The sequence below is a fragment of the Melissospora conviva genome (genome assembly GCF_049523535.1).
GTDB classification, from domain to species: domain Bacteria; phylum Actinomycetota; class Actinomycetes; order Mycobacteriales; family Micromonosporaceae; genus Melissospora; species Melissospora conviva.
In genome coordinates this window covers 976,391-993,041 of the sequence record NZ_JBLLDT010000001.1, presented here as the reverse complement: position 1 = coordinate 993,041, position 16,651 = coordinate 976,391, and the positions used below count along the sequence as shown (strand labels likewise).

Sequence of the window (16,651 nt, the reverse complement as noted above, 5' to 3'; positions counted from 1 at the left end):
GGGGCGGTGACCGCATTTAGCCCGTCCATGCTGACCGACCACTACGAGCTGACCATGATCAGCGCGGCGTTGCAGGACGGCACCGCCGACCGGCGTTGTGTCTTCGAGGTCTTCACCCGGCGACTGCCCACCGGCCGCCGCTACGGGGTGGTCGCCGGCACCGGACGGCTGATCGACATGATCCGCGACTTCCGCTTCGACGCCGACGAGGTCGCGTTCCTGCGCCGCACCGGAGTCGTCGACGAGACAACCGCCGCCTGGCTGGCCGACTACCGCTTCCGCGGCGACATCGAGGGCTACGCCGAAGGCGAGCTCTTCTTCCCCAACTCCCCGGTGCTCACCATCTCCGGCACCTTCGCCGAGTGCGTGGTGCTGGAGACCCTGGTGCTCTCGGTGCTCAACTACGACTGCGCGATCGCCGCCGCAGCCGCCCGGATGGTGACCGCCGCCCGTGGGCGCACCCTGATCGAGATGGGCTCCCGGCGGGCCCACGAGGAGGCGGCTGTCGCCGCGGCCCGGGCCTCGTACCTCGCCGGTTTCAGCTTCACCTCCAACCTCGCCGCCGGGCAGCGGTACGGCATTCCGACCGCCGGGACCGCGGCGCACGCCTTCACCCTGCTGCACGACGACGAGCGGACCGCCTTCGCCTCCCAGGTCGCCACCCTCGGCAAGGGCACCACGCTGCTGGTCGACACCTACGACATCAGCCAGGGCATCCGCAACGCCATCGCGGTCGCCGGACCGGAACTGGGCGCGGTACGCATCGACTCCGGCGACCTGGCGGTGCTCGCGCAGCAGTCCCGCGACCTGCTGGACTCCCTCGGCGCCACCGAGACCCGCATCGTCGTCTCCGGCGACCTGGACGAGTACGCCATCGCCGCCCTCGCCGCCGAACCCGTCGACATCTACGGCGCCGGCACGGCCGTCGTCACCGGCTCCGGCGCCCCGACCGCAGGGCTGGTCTACAAGCTCGTCGAGGTCGAAGGCCGCCCGGTGGTCAAGCGCTCCGAGCACAAGGCCACCATCGGCGGACGCAAGACCGCCGTACGCCGGCACAAGCCGACCGGCACCGCCACCGAAGAGGTCGTCATACCGCACGGGATGCCGGAGCGCAAGCCCGGCGACCGGCTGCTGCAGCGGCCGTACCTGGTCGGCGGGGAGCCGGTCGAGCTGCCGACGCTGGTGGAGTCGCGCGAGCACCTGCGACAGTGCCTGATCTCCATCCCGTGGGAAGGGCTGAAGCTCTCCGCCGGCGACCCGGCGATCCCCGTGGATGTCCTACCGACCGCCTGAACTCTGTCAGAACAGCGGAAAGGAGTGCCGGCATGAGCCGAGCACTGATCATCGTGGACGTGCAGAACGACTTCTGCGAAGGCGGCTCCCTCGCCGTCGCCGGCGGCGCCGGGGTCGCCACCGGAATCTCCCGCCTCCTCACCGACGAGCCCCAGCGCTGGGACCACGTGGTGGCGACGAAGGACTACCACGTCGACCCGGGCCCGCACTTCGGCAACCCGCCGGACTTCGTCGACTCCTGGCCGGCGCACTGCGTCGTGGGCACCCCCGGGTCGGAGTTCCACCCGAACCTGACCACCGACCGGGTGGAGGAGATCTTCCACAAGGGTGAGCACGCAGCGGCGTACTCGGGCTTCGAGGGGCACTCCGGCGACGGCGCGCACCTGGCGCAGTGGCTGCGCGACCGGGAAGTGACCGAGGTCGACGTCGTCGGCATCGCCACCGACCACTGCGTCCGCGCCACCGCCCTCGACGCCGCCCGGGAGGGCTTCGCCACCACCGTGCTGCTCGACCTGACCGCCGCCGTCGCCGCCCCGACGGCCGCCTCGGCCCTGGAGCAGCTCACCGCGGCCGGCGTGGTGCTGCAGGGCACCCCTGTGATCGGCGCCGCAACCGCCGACTGAGCTGTCAGCCGGTCGTACCGCCGGAGCAGGATGCATCACGGAGGTACGGACCTGCTGTGAATCTCAACCCTTACCGGGAGGCGCTCGCCCTTCCCGGGTTCCGCGCCCTGCTGCTGGTGACGACGCTCGCGCGCCTGCCCACCTCGATGGCCGGGATCACCCTCACCCTCTACGTGGTGACCGATCTCGACCGGGGGTACGCCGCCGCAGGCGCCGTCGCCGCCGCGGTGACGATCGGCGCCGCCCTGGGCGCGCCGCTGATGGGACGGCTCGCGGACCGGCGCGGACTGCGCCCCGTGCTGGTGCTCACCAGCATCGCCGAGGCGATCTTCTGGGCCGGTGCGCCGTCGCTGCCGTACGGCGTGCTCATCGGTGCCGCGTTCGTCGGCGGGCTGCTGATGCTGCCGATCTACTCGGTCTCCCGGCAGTCGATCGCCGCGCTCGCACCGCCGGCCAAGCGCCGGCAGGCGTACGCGCTGGATTCGATGTCGGTGGAGCTGTCGTTCATCATCGGCCCCTCGGTGGCGGTACTGCTGGTCACCGCGATCTCGGGACGCACCACCCTCTACCTGATCGGCGCGGGCATCGTCGTCGCCGGGACGGCGCTTTACCTGCTGAACCCGCCGATCCGCAACGCCGCGGAGCTGCGCGACGCCGGTGCGCCCGTACCGGTACGGCAGTGGCTCACCCCACGCCTGGTCGGCATTCTGCTGATCAGCGCCGCTGCCACCCTCGTCATCGGCGGCACCGACGTGGCGCTCGTGGCGACGACCCGGGAGGCCGGCCAGGTCCAGTGGTCCGGGGTGGTGATCGGTGTCTGGGCGGCGTCGTCGCTGGTCGGCGGATTCGGCTACGGCGCCGCCCGGCAGGCTGTCTCCCCGCTGACACTGATGGCGGGGCTGGGCCTGGCGACCGTGCCCGTCGGGCTCGCCGGCGGCAGCTGGTGGCTGCTGGCGCTGGCGCTGATCCCGGCGGGGCTGCTCTGCGCGCCCACGCTGGCCTCCACCGCCGACGCGCTCAGCCGACTCGCCCCGGCGCCGGTCCGCGGCCTGGTGATGGGGCTGCACGGCTCGGCGGTGACGGTGGGCACGGCGCTGGGAGCCCCACTGGCGGGAGCGGTGATCGACCGCTGGTCGCCGGGCTGGGGATTCGTGGTGATCGGTCTGGCCGGGCTGCTCGCCGCCGCCCTGGTTCTCCCCGCCACCCTGCGCCACAGCCGCACCCCGGTCCCGCCCCCGACCCCCGCCCCCCTGACCCCCGCGCCCTGACCCCCATCTCCGGCCCCGGGCCGCCGCCCTCGGCCCGACCCAGGGCCCGACCCAGGGCCCCGACCCCATCTCCTGTCCCACGCGCCCTGGTACCAGCGTCCGACCCACATCGCCTGGCCCTCGGACGCCGTTCCTCGGCGTCGGAGGAAGATCATTAGTTCATTTCCGGTGTTCTGAGCCTGTCAGAGCACCGGAAACCAACTAACGATCATGGTTTGGCGGGATTTAGCTGTGGCGCCGCCTGACGCTGCGCACCGAACTCGCCGGCGAGGGTCCCGCCTCGGCCCGACCTGCACACCGTTCTCCGGCATCCCCCAAGACCGGCCACTACTCGCCTGATGTCGCCACTACGTCTCTGTGGTGGGAACGAGTCGGAAGATGACTTCCGGTAGGCCCTCGGATCGCCCCACCCGCCCAGGCCATCCCCCGAATGCTCCCTCCCCCAGGAGAGCACTCCCTAGGCCCAATTCCCAGGCCGCAACTTCAGCGAAACTGCTGCTTCCGGAGGAGGTGGACCCGACAACATCCGGGAAGTTGCGCGGATCTTGAGTGTCTCGGGAGGGGCAGGAGGAGAGCCGCCCGCCCGCAGCGCAGGAGGAGAGCCGTGGGTCGGGACAAGCGCGGGGAGAACGCGACGGGCGCCGTCGGCCGGGTGGTTCCGGCTGACGGCGCCCGTCGTGCGGTGCGGTTGCGCGGTGCGGTTACATGGTGCGGTTGCGCGGTGCGGTTACTTGTCGAGGTTGGTGGAGGTGTCCTCGGTGTAGGTGGCGCCACCGTCGGACTCGCTGGTCAGCGGCTTGGCCCCACCGGCCGGCGGACCGGCGAGCGTGCCGACCGCCAGGTGCGGGTACTTCGCGTCGAAGGCCGGGCGCTCGGAGCGGATGCGCGGCATCTCGTCGAAGTTGCGCAGCGGCGGCGGGCAGGTGGTGGCCCACTCGAGCGAGTTGCCGTAACCCCACGGGTCGTTCACCTCGACCACCGGACCGGTCTTGTACGACTTCCAGCAGTTGTAGATGAAGGGAAGCATGCCGATACCGGTGATGAAGGCACCGATCGTCGAGATCATGTTCAGCGTGGTGAAGCCGTCGGTGGGCAGGTAGTCGGCGTACCGGCGCGGCATGCCTTCGTTGCCCAGCCAGTGCTGCACCAGGAAGGTCATGTGGAAGCCGACGAAGGTCAGCCAGAAGTGAATCTTGCCGAGCCGCTCGTCGAGCATCCGGCCGAACATCTTCGGGAACCAGAAGTACAGACCGGAGAAGACCGCGAAGACGATCGTGCCGAAGAGCACGTAGTGGAAGTGCGCCACCACGAAGTACGAGTCGTGGACGTGGAAGTCCAGCGGCGGGCTGGCCAGCAGAACGCCGGAGAGACCACCGAAGAGGAAGGTCACCAGGAAGCCGATCGCCCAGAGCATCGGGGTCTCGAGGCTGACCTGACCCCGCCACATGGTGCCGATCCAGTTGAAGAACTTCATACCGGTCGGCACGGCGATCAGGAAGCTCAGGAAGCTGAAGAAGGGCATCAGCACCTGGCCGGTGGCGAACATGTGGTGCGCCCAGACGCTCATCGAGAGGCCGGCGATGGCGATGGTGGCCGCGACCAGACCCTTGTAGCCGAAGATCGGCTTGCGGGAGAAGACCGGGATGACTTCGCTGATGATGCCGAAGAACGGCAGGGCGATGATGTACACCTCGGGGTGGCCGAAGAACCAGAAGAGGTGCTGCCAGAGCATCGGGCCGCCGGTCTCCTCGGCGAAGACGTGCGAGCCGAGGATGCGGTCCGCGGCGAGCGCCATCAGCGCGGCGGCGAGCAGCGGGAAGACCAGGATCGCCAGCAGGCTGGTGACCAGCATGTTCCAGGTGAAGATCGGCATCCGGAACATCGTCATGCCGGGCGCGCGCAGGGTCAGGATCGTGGTGATCAGGTTGACCGAGCCGAGGATGGTGCCCAGGCCGGAGAGGACCAGGCCGATCACCCACAGGTTGCCGCCGATGCCCGGCGAGTGCTCGACGGTGCTCAGCGGCACGTAGGCGGTCCAGCCGAAGTCGGCGGCGCCACCCGGAACGGCGAACCCGAGCAGGGTCATCGAGCCGCCGAGGAGGTACAGCCAGTACGCGAAGCTGTTCAACCGCGGGAACGACACGTCGGGCGCGCCGATCTGGAGCGGCACGATGTAGTTGCCGAACGCGAACACGATCGGCGTCGCGAAGAAGAGCAACATGATCGTGCCGTGCATGGTGAACGCCTGGTTGTACTGCTCAGCCGAGAGGAACTGCATCCCGGGCTGTGCAAGCTCCGCACGGATGACCAGCGCCATCAGGCCGCCGATCGCGAAGAACACGAACGCGGTGACCATGTACATGATCCCGATTTGCTTCGCGTCCGTGGAGCGCATCAGCCGCGCGATTGCCGAGCCCTTGACCGGCTCCCGGACCGGCCACGGCCGGGTCACGATCGGTTTGGGTGCGACGGTGGTCACGAGTGGCCTCCGGTTCTCGTTTCTCCCACTCGGCACGCGGTGGATATCTGCGGGCCGTACTTCGCAGGCAGAATAGTCTGCGGCAGCGCCGGGCGGCGCGCCGGGTGGCGGGGACGTGCTGATCCGTTCGTCGTCGCGTCACACGGCGGCGCTCACAGCGGGTCGACGAGTAGACGGTAGTGGTCCTCGAAAATCCGCGCACCTCTGCGTCGCAGCAACGGATCCCGCAGCTCCGGTGACACGTCCCGGGTACGGTCGCGGTCACGGGTGCGGTGCCGCACCCACTGGGCACGTGGCCTGCGACGTCTTTCGTACGTCGTGAGCGCGGCGTCCACATCGGCGTTGACCCTGAGTGACTGCGCAAGTACGACCGCGTCCTCGAGCGCCATCGCCGCCCCCTGGGCCAGCGACGGCCCGGTGGCGTGGGCAGCATCACCCACCAGCACCACCCGCCCGCGCGACCAGCGGCCGAGTTCGACCTCGCCGGTGAGGGTCGCTTCGGCTTTCTCGACCCCGGCGAGGATGCGCGGAACCGGCCCCCCGTAACCGCCGAAGACGCTCCGCAGCCGGGCAACCGGATCGGCCGGCAGGCTCTCGCCCGCCTCGTCGGCTTCCCAGTAGAGCCGCCGGGCGCCGATCGGCACGACGACGAAGCGGGCCCGGTGCCCGAGCAGGCCGGTCCACTCGGTGACGACCGGCCCTCCGTTGAGCACGCCCGAGTAGACGACCTGCCCGGTGGTGCGGGGCGAGCCACCGAGCGCCGCCAGGGCACGCACCACGGACCGCCGCCCGTCGGCCCCGACGACCAGGTCGTACTCGGCGAACTGCCCGTCGGCGAAACCGACGGTGACGGCCTGCTCCCCGATGTCGAGGCGGGTCACCCTGGTGTCGTAGCGCACGTTCCCGCCGATGCTGGTGATGAGCACCCGCTGGAGTTCGGCCACCGGCAGGGCGCGACACTCGCCGACACCGGCCCAGAGCCGGGTCAGGTCGACCTCGCAGAGCCGGTCCCCGGCGGCATCGAGGAAGAGCTGCCGGTAGACGACCTGCCCCAGTGGACGTACGGGATGGTCGAGGTCGAGGGCGCGCAGCGCGCGGGCGGCATTGCCGGGCAGGTACATGCCGGCGGCGTTCGCGTCAACGGCGGAGCGGCTCTCCACCACCTCGGGACGGAAGCCGGCCCGGCGCAATGCACGGGCAGTGGCCAGACCGGCCACTCCCGCTCCGACGACGAGCACACGCGGAAGGGAACCGGACGCGGACGCGAGCGCCATGGTGGTAACGCCTCCGGAGGGGTTCGGCACGCGTTGAAGGCAAGACACTACTCCCCGCTACAGAGATACCGGTAGAGCCTTCTGGGCCTGGTGTGGTTTTTATTTGATCCAAATCGATGATTGTCCTCTGGCAACAGGAATCTTCCCCCGCCGCGCCGATCTTCACACCTGCCGCGACGCCTCGGTGATCAGTGCTTCGACGGCACCCCGGCCAGGGTCGTGGCGAGGCGCGCGGAGAAGTCGGCCGGGAACCGGTGCCCGAGACCGGGGATCTCGTCCAGCCCGCACCGCAGCCCCGCCGCACGGAGCTTCCCGACGGCGGTGAGCGCCTCGTCGCGTACGTCGTCGTCGGCCTCGCCGATCAGCACCCGGCCGGTGACGCCGCGCGCGGCGGCGGCCGCGGTCGCCTCGGAGTCGAGGTGCTCCGGAGCAACCGCCGGGGCCATCGCGACGAACGCGGCGGCCCCGCCGCCGAGCGCCCAGCGGATCGCCTGGCGGCCACCGGCGGAGAAACCGGCCGCCACCGTCGGCAGCGCCCGCTCGGTCTCGTCGAGCAGCCCGAGCGCGGTCTCGATGTCGCGTACGCCGACGGCGTGCTCCGGCCAGGACCGGTAGGCGGGGGTGTTGCGCTGGGTCGAGGAGACGGCCAGCAGCAGCCAGCCCTCGGGTACGGCGCCGGCCCAGGCGCGCGCGGCGTCGTCGGCGTCCTCACCGGCGCCGTGCAGGGCGACGAGCAGCCCGACCGGCGGCCCGTCAGGGCGGCGCAGGACCGGCGCCGGTGCCTGCGCGCCGGCCGCGACACAGCGGGCGTGTGCCGTCGAGACCAGCGCGTCGAAGCCGTCGATGTCCCGCAGCGCGGCCAGGTCGTCGTCATCGACCAGGATCCGCCGGTGCCACCAGGCTCCGGCGGCCAGCGCGGCGCGCAACTGGGCGTACGCCTGGTCCGGACGCCCGGCCAGGGCGAGCAGGCAGGCAGCCAGGTGGGCCAGGTCGGCCCGGTAGCGGGGCAACCGCGGGATCGCCGCGATCGCCGTCGCCGCGCCCTCGGCGTACCGGCCGGCGCCGTAGGACGCGAAGGCTTCTTCCTCGACCGCCCGGTAGCGGCTCTGTTCGTCACTCACCCGGACAGGAGATCACGCAGGTCAAGCCGGTTTTCTCAGCCGCCGAGCGCGTCGATCTCGGCGACCTCCTCGGGGGTCAGCGAGAAGCCGAAGATGTCGAAGTTGCTGGCGATCCGCTCCGGCGTCACCGACTTGGGAATCACCACGATCTCGTGCTCCAGGTGCCAGCGGAGCACCACCTGGGCGGCGGTGACGCCGTGCGTCTCGGCGATGCGCACCAGCACCGGGTCGGTCAGGTCGCTGGACTTGAACGGGCTGTACCCCTCCAGGGCGATGCCGCGTTCGGAGTTCTCGGCCAGCCGCTGCGGGTCGTAGAGCGCGGGGCTCCACCGGATCTGGTTGACCGCGGGGGCCTCGCCGGTGGCCTGGATCAGCTCGTCGATCTGGCCGGTGCTGTAGTTGCTGACGCCGACCGCGCGGGTCAGGTTGGCGCTGCGGGCGGCGAGCATCTCCCGCCAGGTCAGCAGGCTGTCATGCGCCGCCGGCGGCCAGTGGATCAGCCACAGGTCGACATCGTCGGTGCCGAGTTCGGCGAGGCTCTGCTCGATCGTCGCCCGCTCCTGCCCGACCCGGTCGGGCGGGAGCTTCGTCGTGATGAACAGCTCCGACCGGTCGATGCCGCTGTCGCGCACCGCACGCCCCACCTCGGCCTCGTTGCCGTACATGGTGGCGGTGTCGATGTGGCGGTAGCCGACGTCGAGGGCGGCGCGGACCGCGTCGTACGCGTCCTGGCCGGTGAGCTGCCAGGTGCCGAAACCCAGCAGCGGCATCCGGACCTCACCGGTGAGTGCAACGGTGGGCTGGTCGAGTGGAGTCATTGGCGGGTCTCTCCCTGGTCGGCGACAGCCGGGATCTGGGGCTACAGCCGGGATCTGGCCGGCTACGGCAGCGGTGCAGCCGGCGACACGATGTCACCGGCTGCCCTTCCCCGCTGCTCACTTCTGTGTCGGCGGCTCGTCCTTGCCGGCCTCTTCCATCTTGTCGGCCTCCTCCTTGGTGCGGTGCACCGCCTTGTCGGCGTGCTCCGGAGGGCCGTAGACGGTGTAGAGCACCAGGGGGTTGGGGCCCGTGTTGACGAAGTTGTGCTTCCGGCCCGCGGGGACGACAACCAGATCGCCCTGGGCGACGGCCTTCTTCTGGCCGGAGACGACGGCCTCACCCACCCCGCTGACGAAGGTCAGGATCTGGTCGACGTCCTCGTGCACCTCTTCGCCGATCTCGCCGCCGGGCGGGATCGTCATGATCACGAGTTGGCTGTACTTGCCGGTCCAGAGGACACGGCGGAAATCCGGGTTCTTCTCCGCCTCGGTGGCGATCGTGAAGTGTTCCATGCCGCTTCGTTACCCGCGCCAGGACCGGGACTAACTCCCGCCGATCGCGAGGTTTGGGCCGGTAACGGCCCGGGAACCGTTTCTGTGGACAGGCGCTAGGGGGTGCCGGTCACGAAGTCCCCGCCGACGTACCGCCGCAGAGCTGCGACGGTGGGAGACGGAACAGGGTGAGTGCCGAGGGGGGCACGAACACGGGTGGGGACGGCCACGGCCGTCCCCACCCGTTCCTGCGTGGCCGCCGCGTCAGATCGGCTTCTCGCTGAATCCGAACTGCACGGTGCCGTCGTCGTCGACGGCCGCGTCCATCGCGGTGTCGTCGAGCAGTTCGGCGGCCGCCGGATCCAGGAAGACCCGCGCGCCGTCGGTGTTGACGACCTGGTCACCCTCCATCGGCTGGCTCGCCAGCTCGATGGTCAGGGAACCTGCCTCCTGGTCCGTGGCGATCCGCAGCCCACCCTGCTCCGGCACAGCCTCCTGCGCCGCCAGGTCGCGGATCACGAGCACGGCGTTGTCTGTCATGGTGAGCATGAAGAACTCCTCGTGGCTTCTTGATCGACGCCCGGTCGACGCCGGCTCTCCGGTCACGTGACGGCAGGGCCGGCCACCTGTCCCGACCGGTCACCCTCCGCGACCTGGTTACCCGCTCGCGGGCCGCCACACCCGCCCGGGCTCGAACAACCCAACGCCTCGCCCTTTACCGAGGACGGCGCGGCAGGCATGACCGGCGGCGCAGGCGGGTATGCAGCCGGCGACCGCGGGGCGGCTCACTCGGCGGGGCCGGACGGTGTGACACCGCCCGGCCCCTCTGCCGGAACCCCGTCCCGGGCCGGTTGACGCCCTCGCCGGAGCCGTGACGCGAGGCTGCCCCCTGGCGCTCACGGGCGCAGGGTCAGGAGATCTCGCGGCGCAGGATCCGGAAGAAGCCGACCAGCATCGGCGCAACCAGCCAGACCAGCATCGACACCCCGAGCCGGGCCCACTGACCGGCGGTCACCTCCGGACCGATCAGCGGTGCCATCGTCACGGTGGTGTCGAGCCACTGCGCCCAGTCCCGCAGCCAGGAGACCATCCCGGTGAGCATCGCCCAGACCGTCGGCAGGGCGAAATAGAGCACGATCGCCAGCGGACTGTTGAGCAGCCACATGCCGAACGCCACCCCGATCAGGGTGTTGAGCACCTGGAAAAGCGTGGCGTTGAGCAGTCCCGAGCCGTCGATGCCCCAATCGGCGTTGCCGACGGTGACGCCCACCAGCAGCGTCGCCACCGCGGCAACCAACAGGCTCGCCACGACGGAGAGGGCCGCGGCGACCAGCCCGGCGCCGATCTTCGCCACCACGATCCGCTCCCGCCGGGGCACGAGCGCGAAGGTGGTCATCGCCGTGCGCTGCGACCATTCACTGGTCACCAGCAGAATGCCGAGCACCGGAAGCAGCAGAGCGACCGCAAAGACCGACGCGCCGAAGAAGCTCATGAAGGTACGGTCCGCCGGGCCGCCCACCACCAGCTGGATGGCGACGATCCCGGCCGCGATCAGTCCGATCGTGGCGAGCAGCCAGAAGCCGGCCCGGGTGTCGATGAGTTTGCGCAGCTCGACCCCGGTCAGCCGCAGCAGCGGCGGCCGCGACCCGGCGTCCCGGGCGGCTCCGGCGGTGGCCGGGGTGGCGGTCATGGCGGTCATCGCAGCGACTCCTTGATCGTCTCGCCGGCGGTGAGCCGGAGGAAGAGCTCTTCCAGTCCGTTCTCGGCCGGCCGCAGCTCGGTCAGTACCACCGCGCCGTCGGCGGCGGCCTGGCCGACCGCGCCGGTCTCCGCCTCGGCGATCAGCGTGCCGTCGGCCGCGGCCGCCACGGTGATCCCCGCCGCGATGAGCGCGGCCCGCAGCCGGTGCGGCTCACGGGCCCGCACCAGAGTTCCCGTCGAGGCGAGCAGCTCGGCCTTCTCCCCCTGCGCCACGATCCGGCCACCCCCGATCACCACCAGCCGGTCGGCCACCTCCTGCACCTCGCGCAGCAGGTGCGAGGAGAGCAGCACCGTCCCGCCCCGATCGGCGAAGTCGCGCAGCAGCCCGCGCATCCAGAAGATGCCCTCCGGGTCCAGTCCATTGGCCGGCTCGTCGAGCACCAGCACCACCGGGTCGCCGAGCAGCGCGTGCGCGAGCCCCAGCCGCTGGCGCATCCCCAGCGAGTACGCCCGCACCCGTCGTTTTGCGGCCACCCCGCCCAGCCCGACCAGCTCGAGCTTCTCGGTCACCTGGCGGGAGTCGAGCCCCATCGTGCGGGCCGCCAGTGTCAGGACCTCCCGACCGGTCCGCCCTGGATGCTGCGCCGAGGCGTCCAGCAGCACCCCCACCTCCCGGCCCGGATTCGGCAGGCTCCGGTACGGCCGACCGGCCACCGTCGCCCGGCCCGCCGACGGCGGGGTCAGGCCGCAGATCATCCGCATGGTGGTGGACTTGCCGGCGCCGTTGGGGCCGAGAAAACCGGTGACGGTTCCCGGCGTGCAGACAAAGGAGATGTCGTCCACGGCGGCCTGCTCGCCGTAGCGCTTGCTCAGGTTCTCTACCGCAATCATGGAATCAGGCTGCGCCCGCCACCCGGCCATGCGCTGCCGTCCGCAGTCGACATGCGCCGACCTTCGGCCGTACCCGGTCTCGACTTTGGTAGCTGCCGGCCGGCCGGCGGCTTCCGTAGTCTGAGCCGGTGAGCACCGTCGCCGCCCCCGAACACCCGTGGCTGCTCCCTGCCACCCTGCGGGGCCGGCCGGAACCCGCCCGGCGGGCACCGCGCCGATCGGTACGGGACTGGATCGTCGACACCCACTGCTTCCTCTTCGCAGTCGGCTTCCTGGTGCTCGCCTTCGGCGACTGGCAGGAGGGGACCGAGTCCTTCGTCCTGCGGTCCCCCTTCGATCCGGCGCTGATGGCGGTTGACGTCGCGACCGCGGTGCCCGCGTGCCTGGCGCTCTGGCTCCGGCGGCGCTGGCCGATCGGGGTCGCCCTGGCCCTGATGCCGCTCGGCCTCTTCTCGGCCTGCGGCGCGATCGCCCTGTTGATCTCGATCTTCACCGTCGCCGTGCACCGCCCTCTCCTGCCGGCCGCGCTGATCACCGCCTGGCACGTCGTCGCCGGGGCCTTCTACTGCTACCTACGGCCGGACCCGGACCTCAGCTACTGGGGCAACGTCGCGCTGACCACGGTTCTCATCACCACCGTGCTCGCCTGGGGCATGTTCGTCCGGGCCCGCCGCCAGCTGGTGCTGTCGCTACGGGATCGCGCCGAGCGGGCCGAGGCCGAGCAGCAGCTGCGGATCAGCCAGGCCCGGCACCTGGAACGGACCCGGATCGCCCGGGAGATGCACGACGTGCTCGCCCACCGGATCTCACTGCTCAGCCTGCACGCCGGCGCACTGGAGTTCCGCCCGGACGCGCCGCCGGCGGAGGTCGCCCAGGCAGCCGGGGTGATCCGGGCCAGCGCGCACCAGGCGTTGCAGGATCTGCGCGAGGTCATCGGCGTACTGCGGGAGGAGCCCGGTGACCGGCCGGACCGTCCGCAGCCGACGCTGGCGGAGCTCCCAGCGCTGATCGAGGAGTGCCGCGAGGCGGGCATGCGGATCTCCGAACAGATCACGGTCGCCGCGGCGTCGACCGTGCCGGAGAGCGTCGGACGCACCGCGTACCGGATCGTGCAGGAGGGGCTCACGAACGCGCGCAAGCACGCCGTCGGCGCGGCGGTCACGCTGACCGTCAGCGGCGCGCCCGGCGACGGGCTGACCGTCGAGATCGGCAACCGCAACCCGCTCGGCAAGCCTCCCGCCCCCGAGATCCCCGGTACGGGCACCGGCCTGATCGGACTCGCCGAACGGGTCAGCCTGATCGGCGGCACTCTCGACCACGGCCGTGGCGCCGGTGACGACTTCACCCTCTCGGCCTGGCTACCGTGGCCGGCGTGACCGGAAAACAACGCGCGGCGGGTATTGGCGTGACCACAGAGCAGGCCGGGCCGACGCCGATCCGCGTCCTGATCGTCGACGACGACGCGCTGGTCCGGGCCGGGTTGTCGATGATCCTCGGCGGTGATCCCGGACTGGCAGTCGTCGGTGAGGCCGCCGACGGCAGCCAGGTGCCCGCAGCGGTCGCCGGCTGCGCCCCGGACGTGGTGCTGATGGACATCCGGATGCCGAGGGTGGACGGGCTGACCGCCACCGAGGCGCTGCGCCGCAACGCCAACCCGCCCGAGGTGATCGTGCTGACCACCTTCGACGCCGACGCCGACGTGCTGCGGGCGCTGCGGGCCGGCGCCGCCGGCTTCCTGCTCAAGGACACCCCGCCGGCCGAGATCGTGCAGGCCGTGCGACGGGTGGCGGCCGGCGAGGCGACCCTCTCCCCCTCGGTCACCCGCCAGTTGATCAGTCATGTCACCGGGGCCGCGCCCGCGGGCGCCACGGCCCGCCGGGACCGCGCGCGGCGACTGCTCGACACCCTCAGCGAACGCGAACACGACGTCGCCGTGGCGATCGGCCAGGGCTGCACCAACGCCGAGATCGCCGCGCGCCTCTACATGAGCGTCGCCACCGTCAAGGCGTACGTCTCCCGCCTGCTCGTCAAGCTCAACCTGAACAACCGGGTGCAGGTGGCGTTACTGGTGCACGACGCCGAACTGGTCTGACCGGAGCGCGCCTCAGGTGCGTTCCAGCACCACCACCGGGATCTCCCGGCCGGTCTTGGCCTGATAGTCGTCGTACTGCGGCCAGATCGCGGCCATCGTCGCCCACATCCGCGCCCGTTCCCGGGCGTCGGCGGTACGCGCCCGCGCGGTGAAGACCTCCGAGCCGACCTGGACCTGCACCTCGGGATCGGCCAGCAGGTTGAGGTACCAGTAGGGGTGACTCGGCGCCCCGCCCTGGGAGGCCACCACCAGATAGCGGTCGCCGTCACGGCCATAGATCAGGGCCGTCCGGCGCAGCTGACCCGAGCGCCGTCCCCGGGTGGTCAGCAGCAGCGTGTAGACGCCGGGACGCCACTCGTGCCCCTGCAGACCCTCGCTCTCGACGTACGTCCGGATGTGGTCGGCGACCCAGCTCTGCGGACTGTCCAGCACCTGTTCGCTCGACGTCATCACGCCCTCCTGCCCTTCTTCGGTGACCTGCTTCCGGACGCTACCCCTCATACCCGGCACAGGCGGCGGCAAAGAACATTCGCATCAGGGGAGGACCCGCTCCCCTGCCGACGACGCGGCGATCACGTGGGAAACCGTGCGGGAGCCCGGGTGGCGGCAGGTCAGCGGATCTCGAAACCGAGCGCGGCGGCGACCGTCATGGCCTGCTCGGCGGTGATCAGAGCGCCCGCTGCCCGCACAGCCGTCGGATCCAGCGCGCTCAGGTCACTGCCACGCAGGTCGCAGCCGGTGAAGTCAGCGCGGGCGAGCAGGGCGCCGGAGAGGTCGAGGTCGGTGAAGGCGCCACCGGCGCAGTTCGCGCCGGTCAGATCGGCCTCGCGCATCCGGACGCCGGTGAAGCGTGCGCCCCGCAGGTCCGCCCGCCCCAGTCCGGTGAAGGACCAGTCACCACCGGTGACCGTCAGCGGCCGCAGGTCACAGTCGGTGAACACACTGCCGATCAGTTTGCAGCCGACCAGGGAAGCCTCGAAGAAATTGCAGCGCAGGAAGGTGCAGCGCAGCAAAGCCGAGTCGGTGTGCCGGGAGGAGTTGAAGGAGACCCCGCCGAAGGTGCAGCCGACGAACTCCGTCCCCCGGGTCACCGCCTCACTGAGATCGACATCGTGGAAGGAACAGTTCACATACCGCCGGTCGGTGATCTCCTCGCCGTACCAGTCTTCGCCGCGGTAGGTCACGCCCTCGATCTCGTCAGCCATCAGCCGAGGCTAGCGCCCGGCCCTGACCAGGAAGCTCCAGAGGCGGCGACGCCGGGAGGCAGCGGAGGTGCTAATCCCCGGATTGTCCGGCGGCGCTCGCGGTCGGATCGGCCAGTAGATTCGAGGGATGAACGTCGCGCAGACCGTCGATGCGGCCCAGGTCGGCTTCTCCCCTGATCGGCTGGCTCGCATCGACCGCCACTTCGCCCGGTACGTCGACAACGGACAGCTGGCCGGCTGGCAGGTCGTCGTCACCCGGCGGGGCGAGATCGCCCACTCCAGCTGTTACGGCCTGCGGGACCGGGAAGCCGACCTGCCGGTCACGCCGGACACCCTCTGGCGCATCTACTCGATGACCAAGCCCATCACCTCGGTGGCGGCGATGATGCTGTGGGAGGAGGGGCGCTTCCAGCTCACCGACGAGCTCAGCCGCTGGCTGCCGGAGTTCGCCGAGATGCGGGTGCTCACCGGCGGCTCGAACCTCGCCCCGGTGACGGCGCCGGCCACCGAGCCGATCCGGATCTGGCACCTGCTGACGCACACCGCCGGCCTGACGTACGGCTTCAACCAGCACACGATCGTCGACGCGCTCTACCGGCAGGCCGGCTATGAGCTCTTCGGCCCGCCCGGCACCGACCTGGCGGCCGCCTGCACGGCGTGGGCGAATTTCCCGCTGCTCTTCGAACCGGGCACCGGGTTCGGCTACTCGGTCGCCACCGACGTGCTCGGCCGGCTCGTCGAGGTCGTCTCCGGGCAGCGGCTGGACCGGTTCTTCGCCGACCGGATCCTCGGCCCGCTCGGCATGACAGACACCCACTGGCGGGTCGAGGGCGACGACGTGGGACGGCTGGCCGCCCTCTACGTGCCGGACCCGATGACCGGGCAGGCGCTGCGGCACGACCGGATGGGGGCTTTGGCGCTGCACGAGCCCGACCTCCACTCCGGTGGCGGTGGCCTGATCTCCACCGCCGCCGACTACCACCGCTTCACCCAGATGCTGCTGCGCGGCGGCGAACTTGACGGCGTACGGCTGCTCGGGCCGCGCACGTTGCGCTTCATGACCCGCAACCACCTCCCCGGCGGCCGGTACCTGCCGGAGCTGGCGGTCGGCGGCTTCACCGAGACCACGCTGGAGGGCGTCGGTTTCGGGCTCGGCTTCGCGGTGATCGAGGACCCGGTGCTGAGCCGGGTGCCGAGCAGCACGGGTGAGTTCTACTGGGGTGGCCTGGCGAGCACCGCGTTCTGGGTCGATCCGGTGGAGGAGATCACCGCACTCTTCTTCACCCAGCTCATGCCGTCGAGCACCTACCCGCTGCGCCCGCAGTTGCGGCAGCTCGTCTACCAGGCGCTGATCGACTGACAACGCGGTCACGACGACACCGCCCGCCCCTCGG

The 16,651-nt window shown here is 70.9% G+C and carries 16 protein-coding genes; 6 read left to right on the top strand and 10 right to left on the bottom strand.

Annotation, left to right across the window (positions count from 1 at the left end; translation table 11 throughout):
• Window positions 1-6 precede the first annotated feature (6 nt).
• The 3 genes from ACK8GG_RS04890 to ACK8GG_RS04880 are packed head-to-tail and all read left to right on the top strand — an operon-like array spanning window position 7 to window position 3,184.
• Window positions 7-1,293, top strand: coding sequence for a nicotinate phosphoribosyltransferase (locus ACK8GG_RS04890; RefSeq protein WP_440355639.1), 1,287 nt, complete (start codon window positions 7-9; stop codon window positions 1,291-1,293).
• A gap of 32 nt (window positions 1,294-1,325) precedes the next feature.
• Window positions 1,326-1,916 carry an isochorismatase family protein gene (locus ACK8GG_RS04885; protein WP_440353944.1) on the top strand — a complete coding sequence of 197 codons (591 nt, stop codon included), beginning with the start codon at window positions 1,326-1,328 and terminating at the stop codon, window positions 1,914-1,916.
• A 56-nt stretch (window positions 1,917-1,972) separates the two neighbouring features.
• Window positions 1,973-3,184, top strand: coding sequence for an MFS transporter (locus ACK8GG_RS04880; protein WP_440348019.1), 1,212 nt, complete (start codon window positions 1,973-1,975; stop codon window positions 3,182-3,184).
• Between the two features lie 727 nt (window positions 3,185-3,911).
• On the opposite strand, the gene ctaD is transcribed toward ACK8GG_RS04880, so the two are convergent.
• The 8 genes from ctaD to ACK8GG_RS04840 all read right to left on the bottom strand — a co-directional run bounded on the left by ctaD (window position 3,912) and on the right by ACK8GG_RS04840 (window position 11,960).
• Window positions 3,912-5,663, bottom strand: a complete 1,752-nt coding sequence (gene ctaD / locus ACK8GG_RS04875; RefSeq protein WP_440348020.1) for an aa3-type cytochrome oxidase subunit I — start codon at window positions 5,661-5,663, stop codon at window positions 3,912-3,914.
• Window positions 5,664-5,815: 152 nt separating this feature from the next.
• Entirely contained in the window at window positions 5,816-6,937 is a 1,122-nt protein-coding gene (locus ACK8GG_RS04870) for an FAD-dependent monooxygenase (RefSeq protein WP_440348021.1), read from the bottom strand.
• 188 nt (window positions 6,938-7,125) lie between these two features.
• Entirely contained in the window at window positions 7,126-8,058 is a 933-nt protein-coding gene (locus ACK8GG_RS04865; protein WP_440355638.1) for a hypothetical protein, read from the bottom strand.
• Window positions 8,059-8,093: 35 nt separating this feature from the next.
• Window positions 8,094-8,876 (bottom strand): aldo/keto reductase, encoded by a 783-nt coding sequence (locus tag ACK8GG_RS04860; protein ID WP_440355637.1) that lies wholly within the window; start codon window positions 8,874-8,876, stop codon window positions 8,094-8,096.
• A gap of 117 nt (window positions 8,877-8,993) precedes the next feature.
• Window positions 8,994-9,389, bottom strand: coding sequence for a cupin domain-containing protein (locus ACK8GG_RS04855; RefSeq protein ID WP_440353949.1), 396 nt, complete (start codon window positions 9,387-9,389; stop codon window positions 8,994-8,996).
• Between the two features lie 243 nt (window positions 9,390-9,632).
• A complete protein-coding gene (locus ACK8GG_RS04850; RefSeq protein ID WP_440348025.1) occupies window positions 9,633-9,917 on the bottom strand; it encodes a HesB/IscA family protein in 285 nt (94 codons plus the stop codon).
• A gap of 361 nt (window positions 9,918-10,278) precedes the next feature.
• Entirely contained in the window at window positions 10,279-11,058 is a 780-nt protein-coding gene (locus ACK8GG_RS04845) for an ABC transporter permease (RefSeq protein WP_440355687.1), read from the bottom strand.
• Between the two features lie 5 nt (window positions 11,059-11,063).
• Window positions 11,064-11,960, bottom strand: a complete 897-nt coding sequence (locus tag ACK8GG_RS04840; protein WP_440355636.1) for an ABC transporter ATP-binding protein — start codon at window positions 11,958-11,960, stop codon at window positions 11,064-11,066.
• A 128-nt stretch (window positions 11,961-12,088) separates the two neighbouring features.
• On the opposite strand from ACK8GG_RS04840, the gene ACK8GG_RS04835 reads away from it, so the two are divergent.
• Window positions 12,089-13,336 (top strand): sensor histidine kinase, encoded by a 1,248-nt coding sequence (locus tag ACK8GG_RS04835; protein WP_440355635.1) that lies wholly within the window; start codon window positions 12,089-12,091, stop codon window positions 13,334-13,336.
• On the top strand, window positions 13,333-14,052 hold the full coding sequence (locus ACK8GG_RS04830) for a response regulator transcription factor (RefSeq protein WP_440355634.1): 720 nt from the start codon (window positions 13,333-13,335) through the stop codon (window positions 14,050-14,052). The genes ACK8GG_RS04835 and ACK8GG_RS04830 overlap by 4 nt, the downstream gene beginning before the upstream one ends.
• A 12-nt stretch (window positions 14,053-14,064) precedes the next feature.
• Here the strand turns inward: ACK8GG_RS04830 and ACK8GG_RS04825 are convergent, their stop codons facing one another.
• Both ACK8GG_RS04825 and ACK8GG_RS04820 read right to left on the bottom strand, forming a co-directional pair.
• The gene (locus ACK8GG_RS04825; protein ID WP_440355633.1) at window positions 14,065-14,502 is read right to left on the bottom strand and encodes a nitroreductase family deazaflavin-dependent oxidoreductase; all 438 of its coding nucleotides are present in this window, start codon (window positions 14,500-14,502) and stop codon (window positions 14,065-14,067) included.
• 161 nt (window positions 14,503-14,663) lie between these two features.
• A complete protein-coding gene (locus ACK8GG_RS04820) occupies window positions 14,664-15,257 on the bottom strand; it encodes a pentapeptide repeat-containing protein (RefSeq protein WP_440355632.1) in 594 nt (197 codons plus the stop codon).
• Between the two features lie 127 nt (window positions 15,258-15,384).
• Between ACK8GG_RS04820 and ACK8GG_RS04815 the strand changes: the two genes are divergently transcribed.
• Window positions 15,385-16,617 (top strand): serine hydrolase domain-containing protein, encoded by a 1,233-nt coding sequence (locus ACK8GG_RS04815; protein ID WP_440355631.1) that lies wholly within the window; start codon window positions 15,385-15,387, stop codon window positions 16,615-16,617.
• Window positions 16,618-16,651 lie beyond the last annotated feature (34 nt).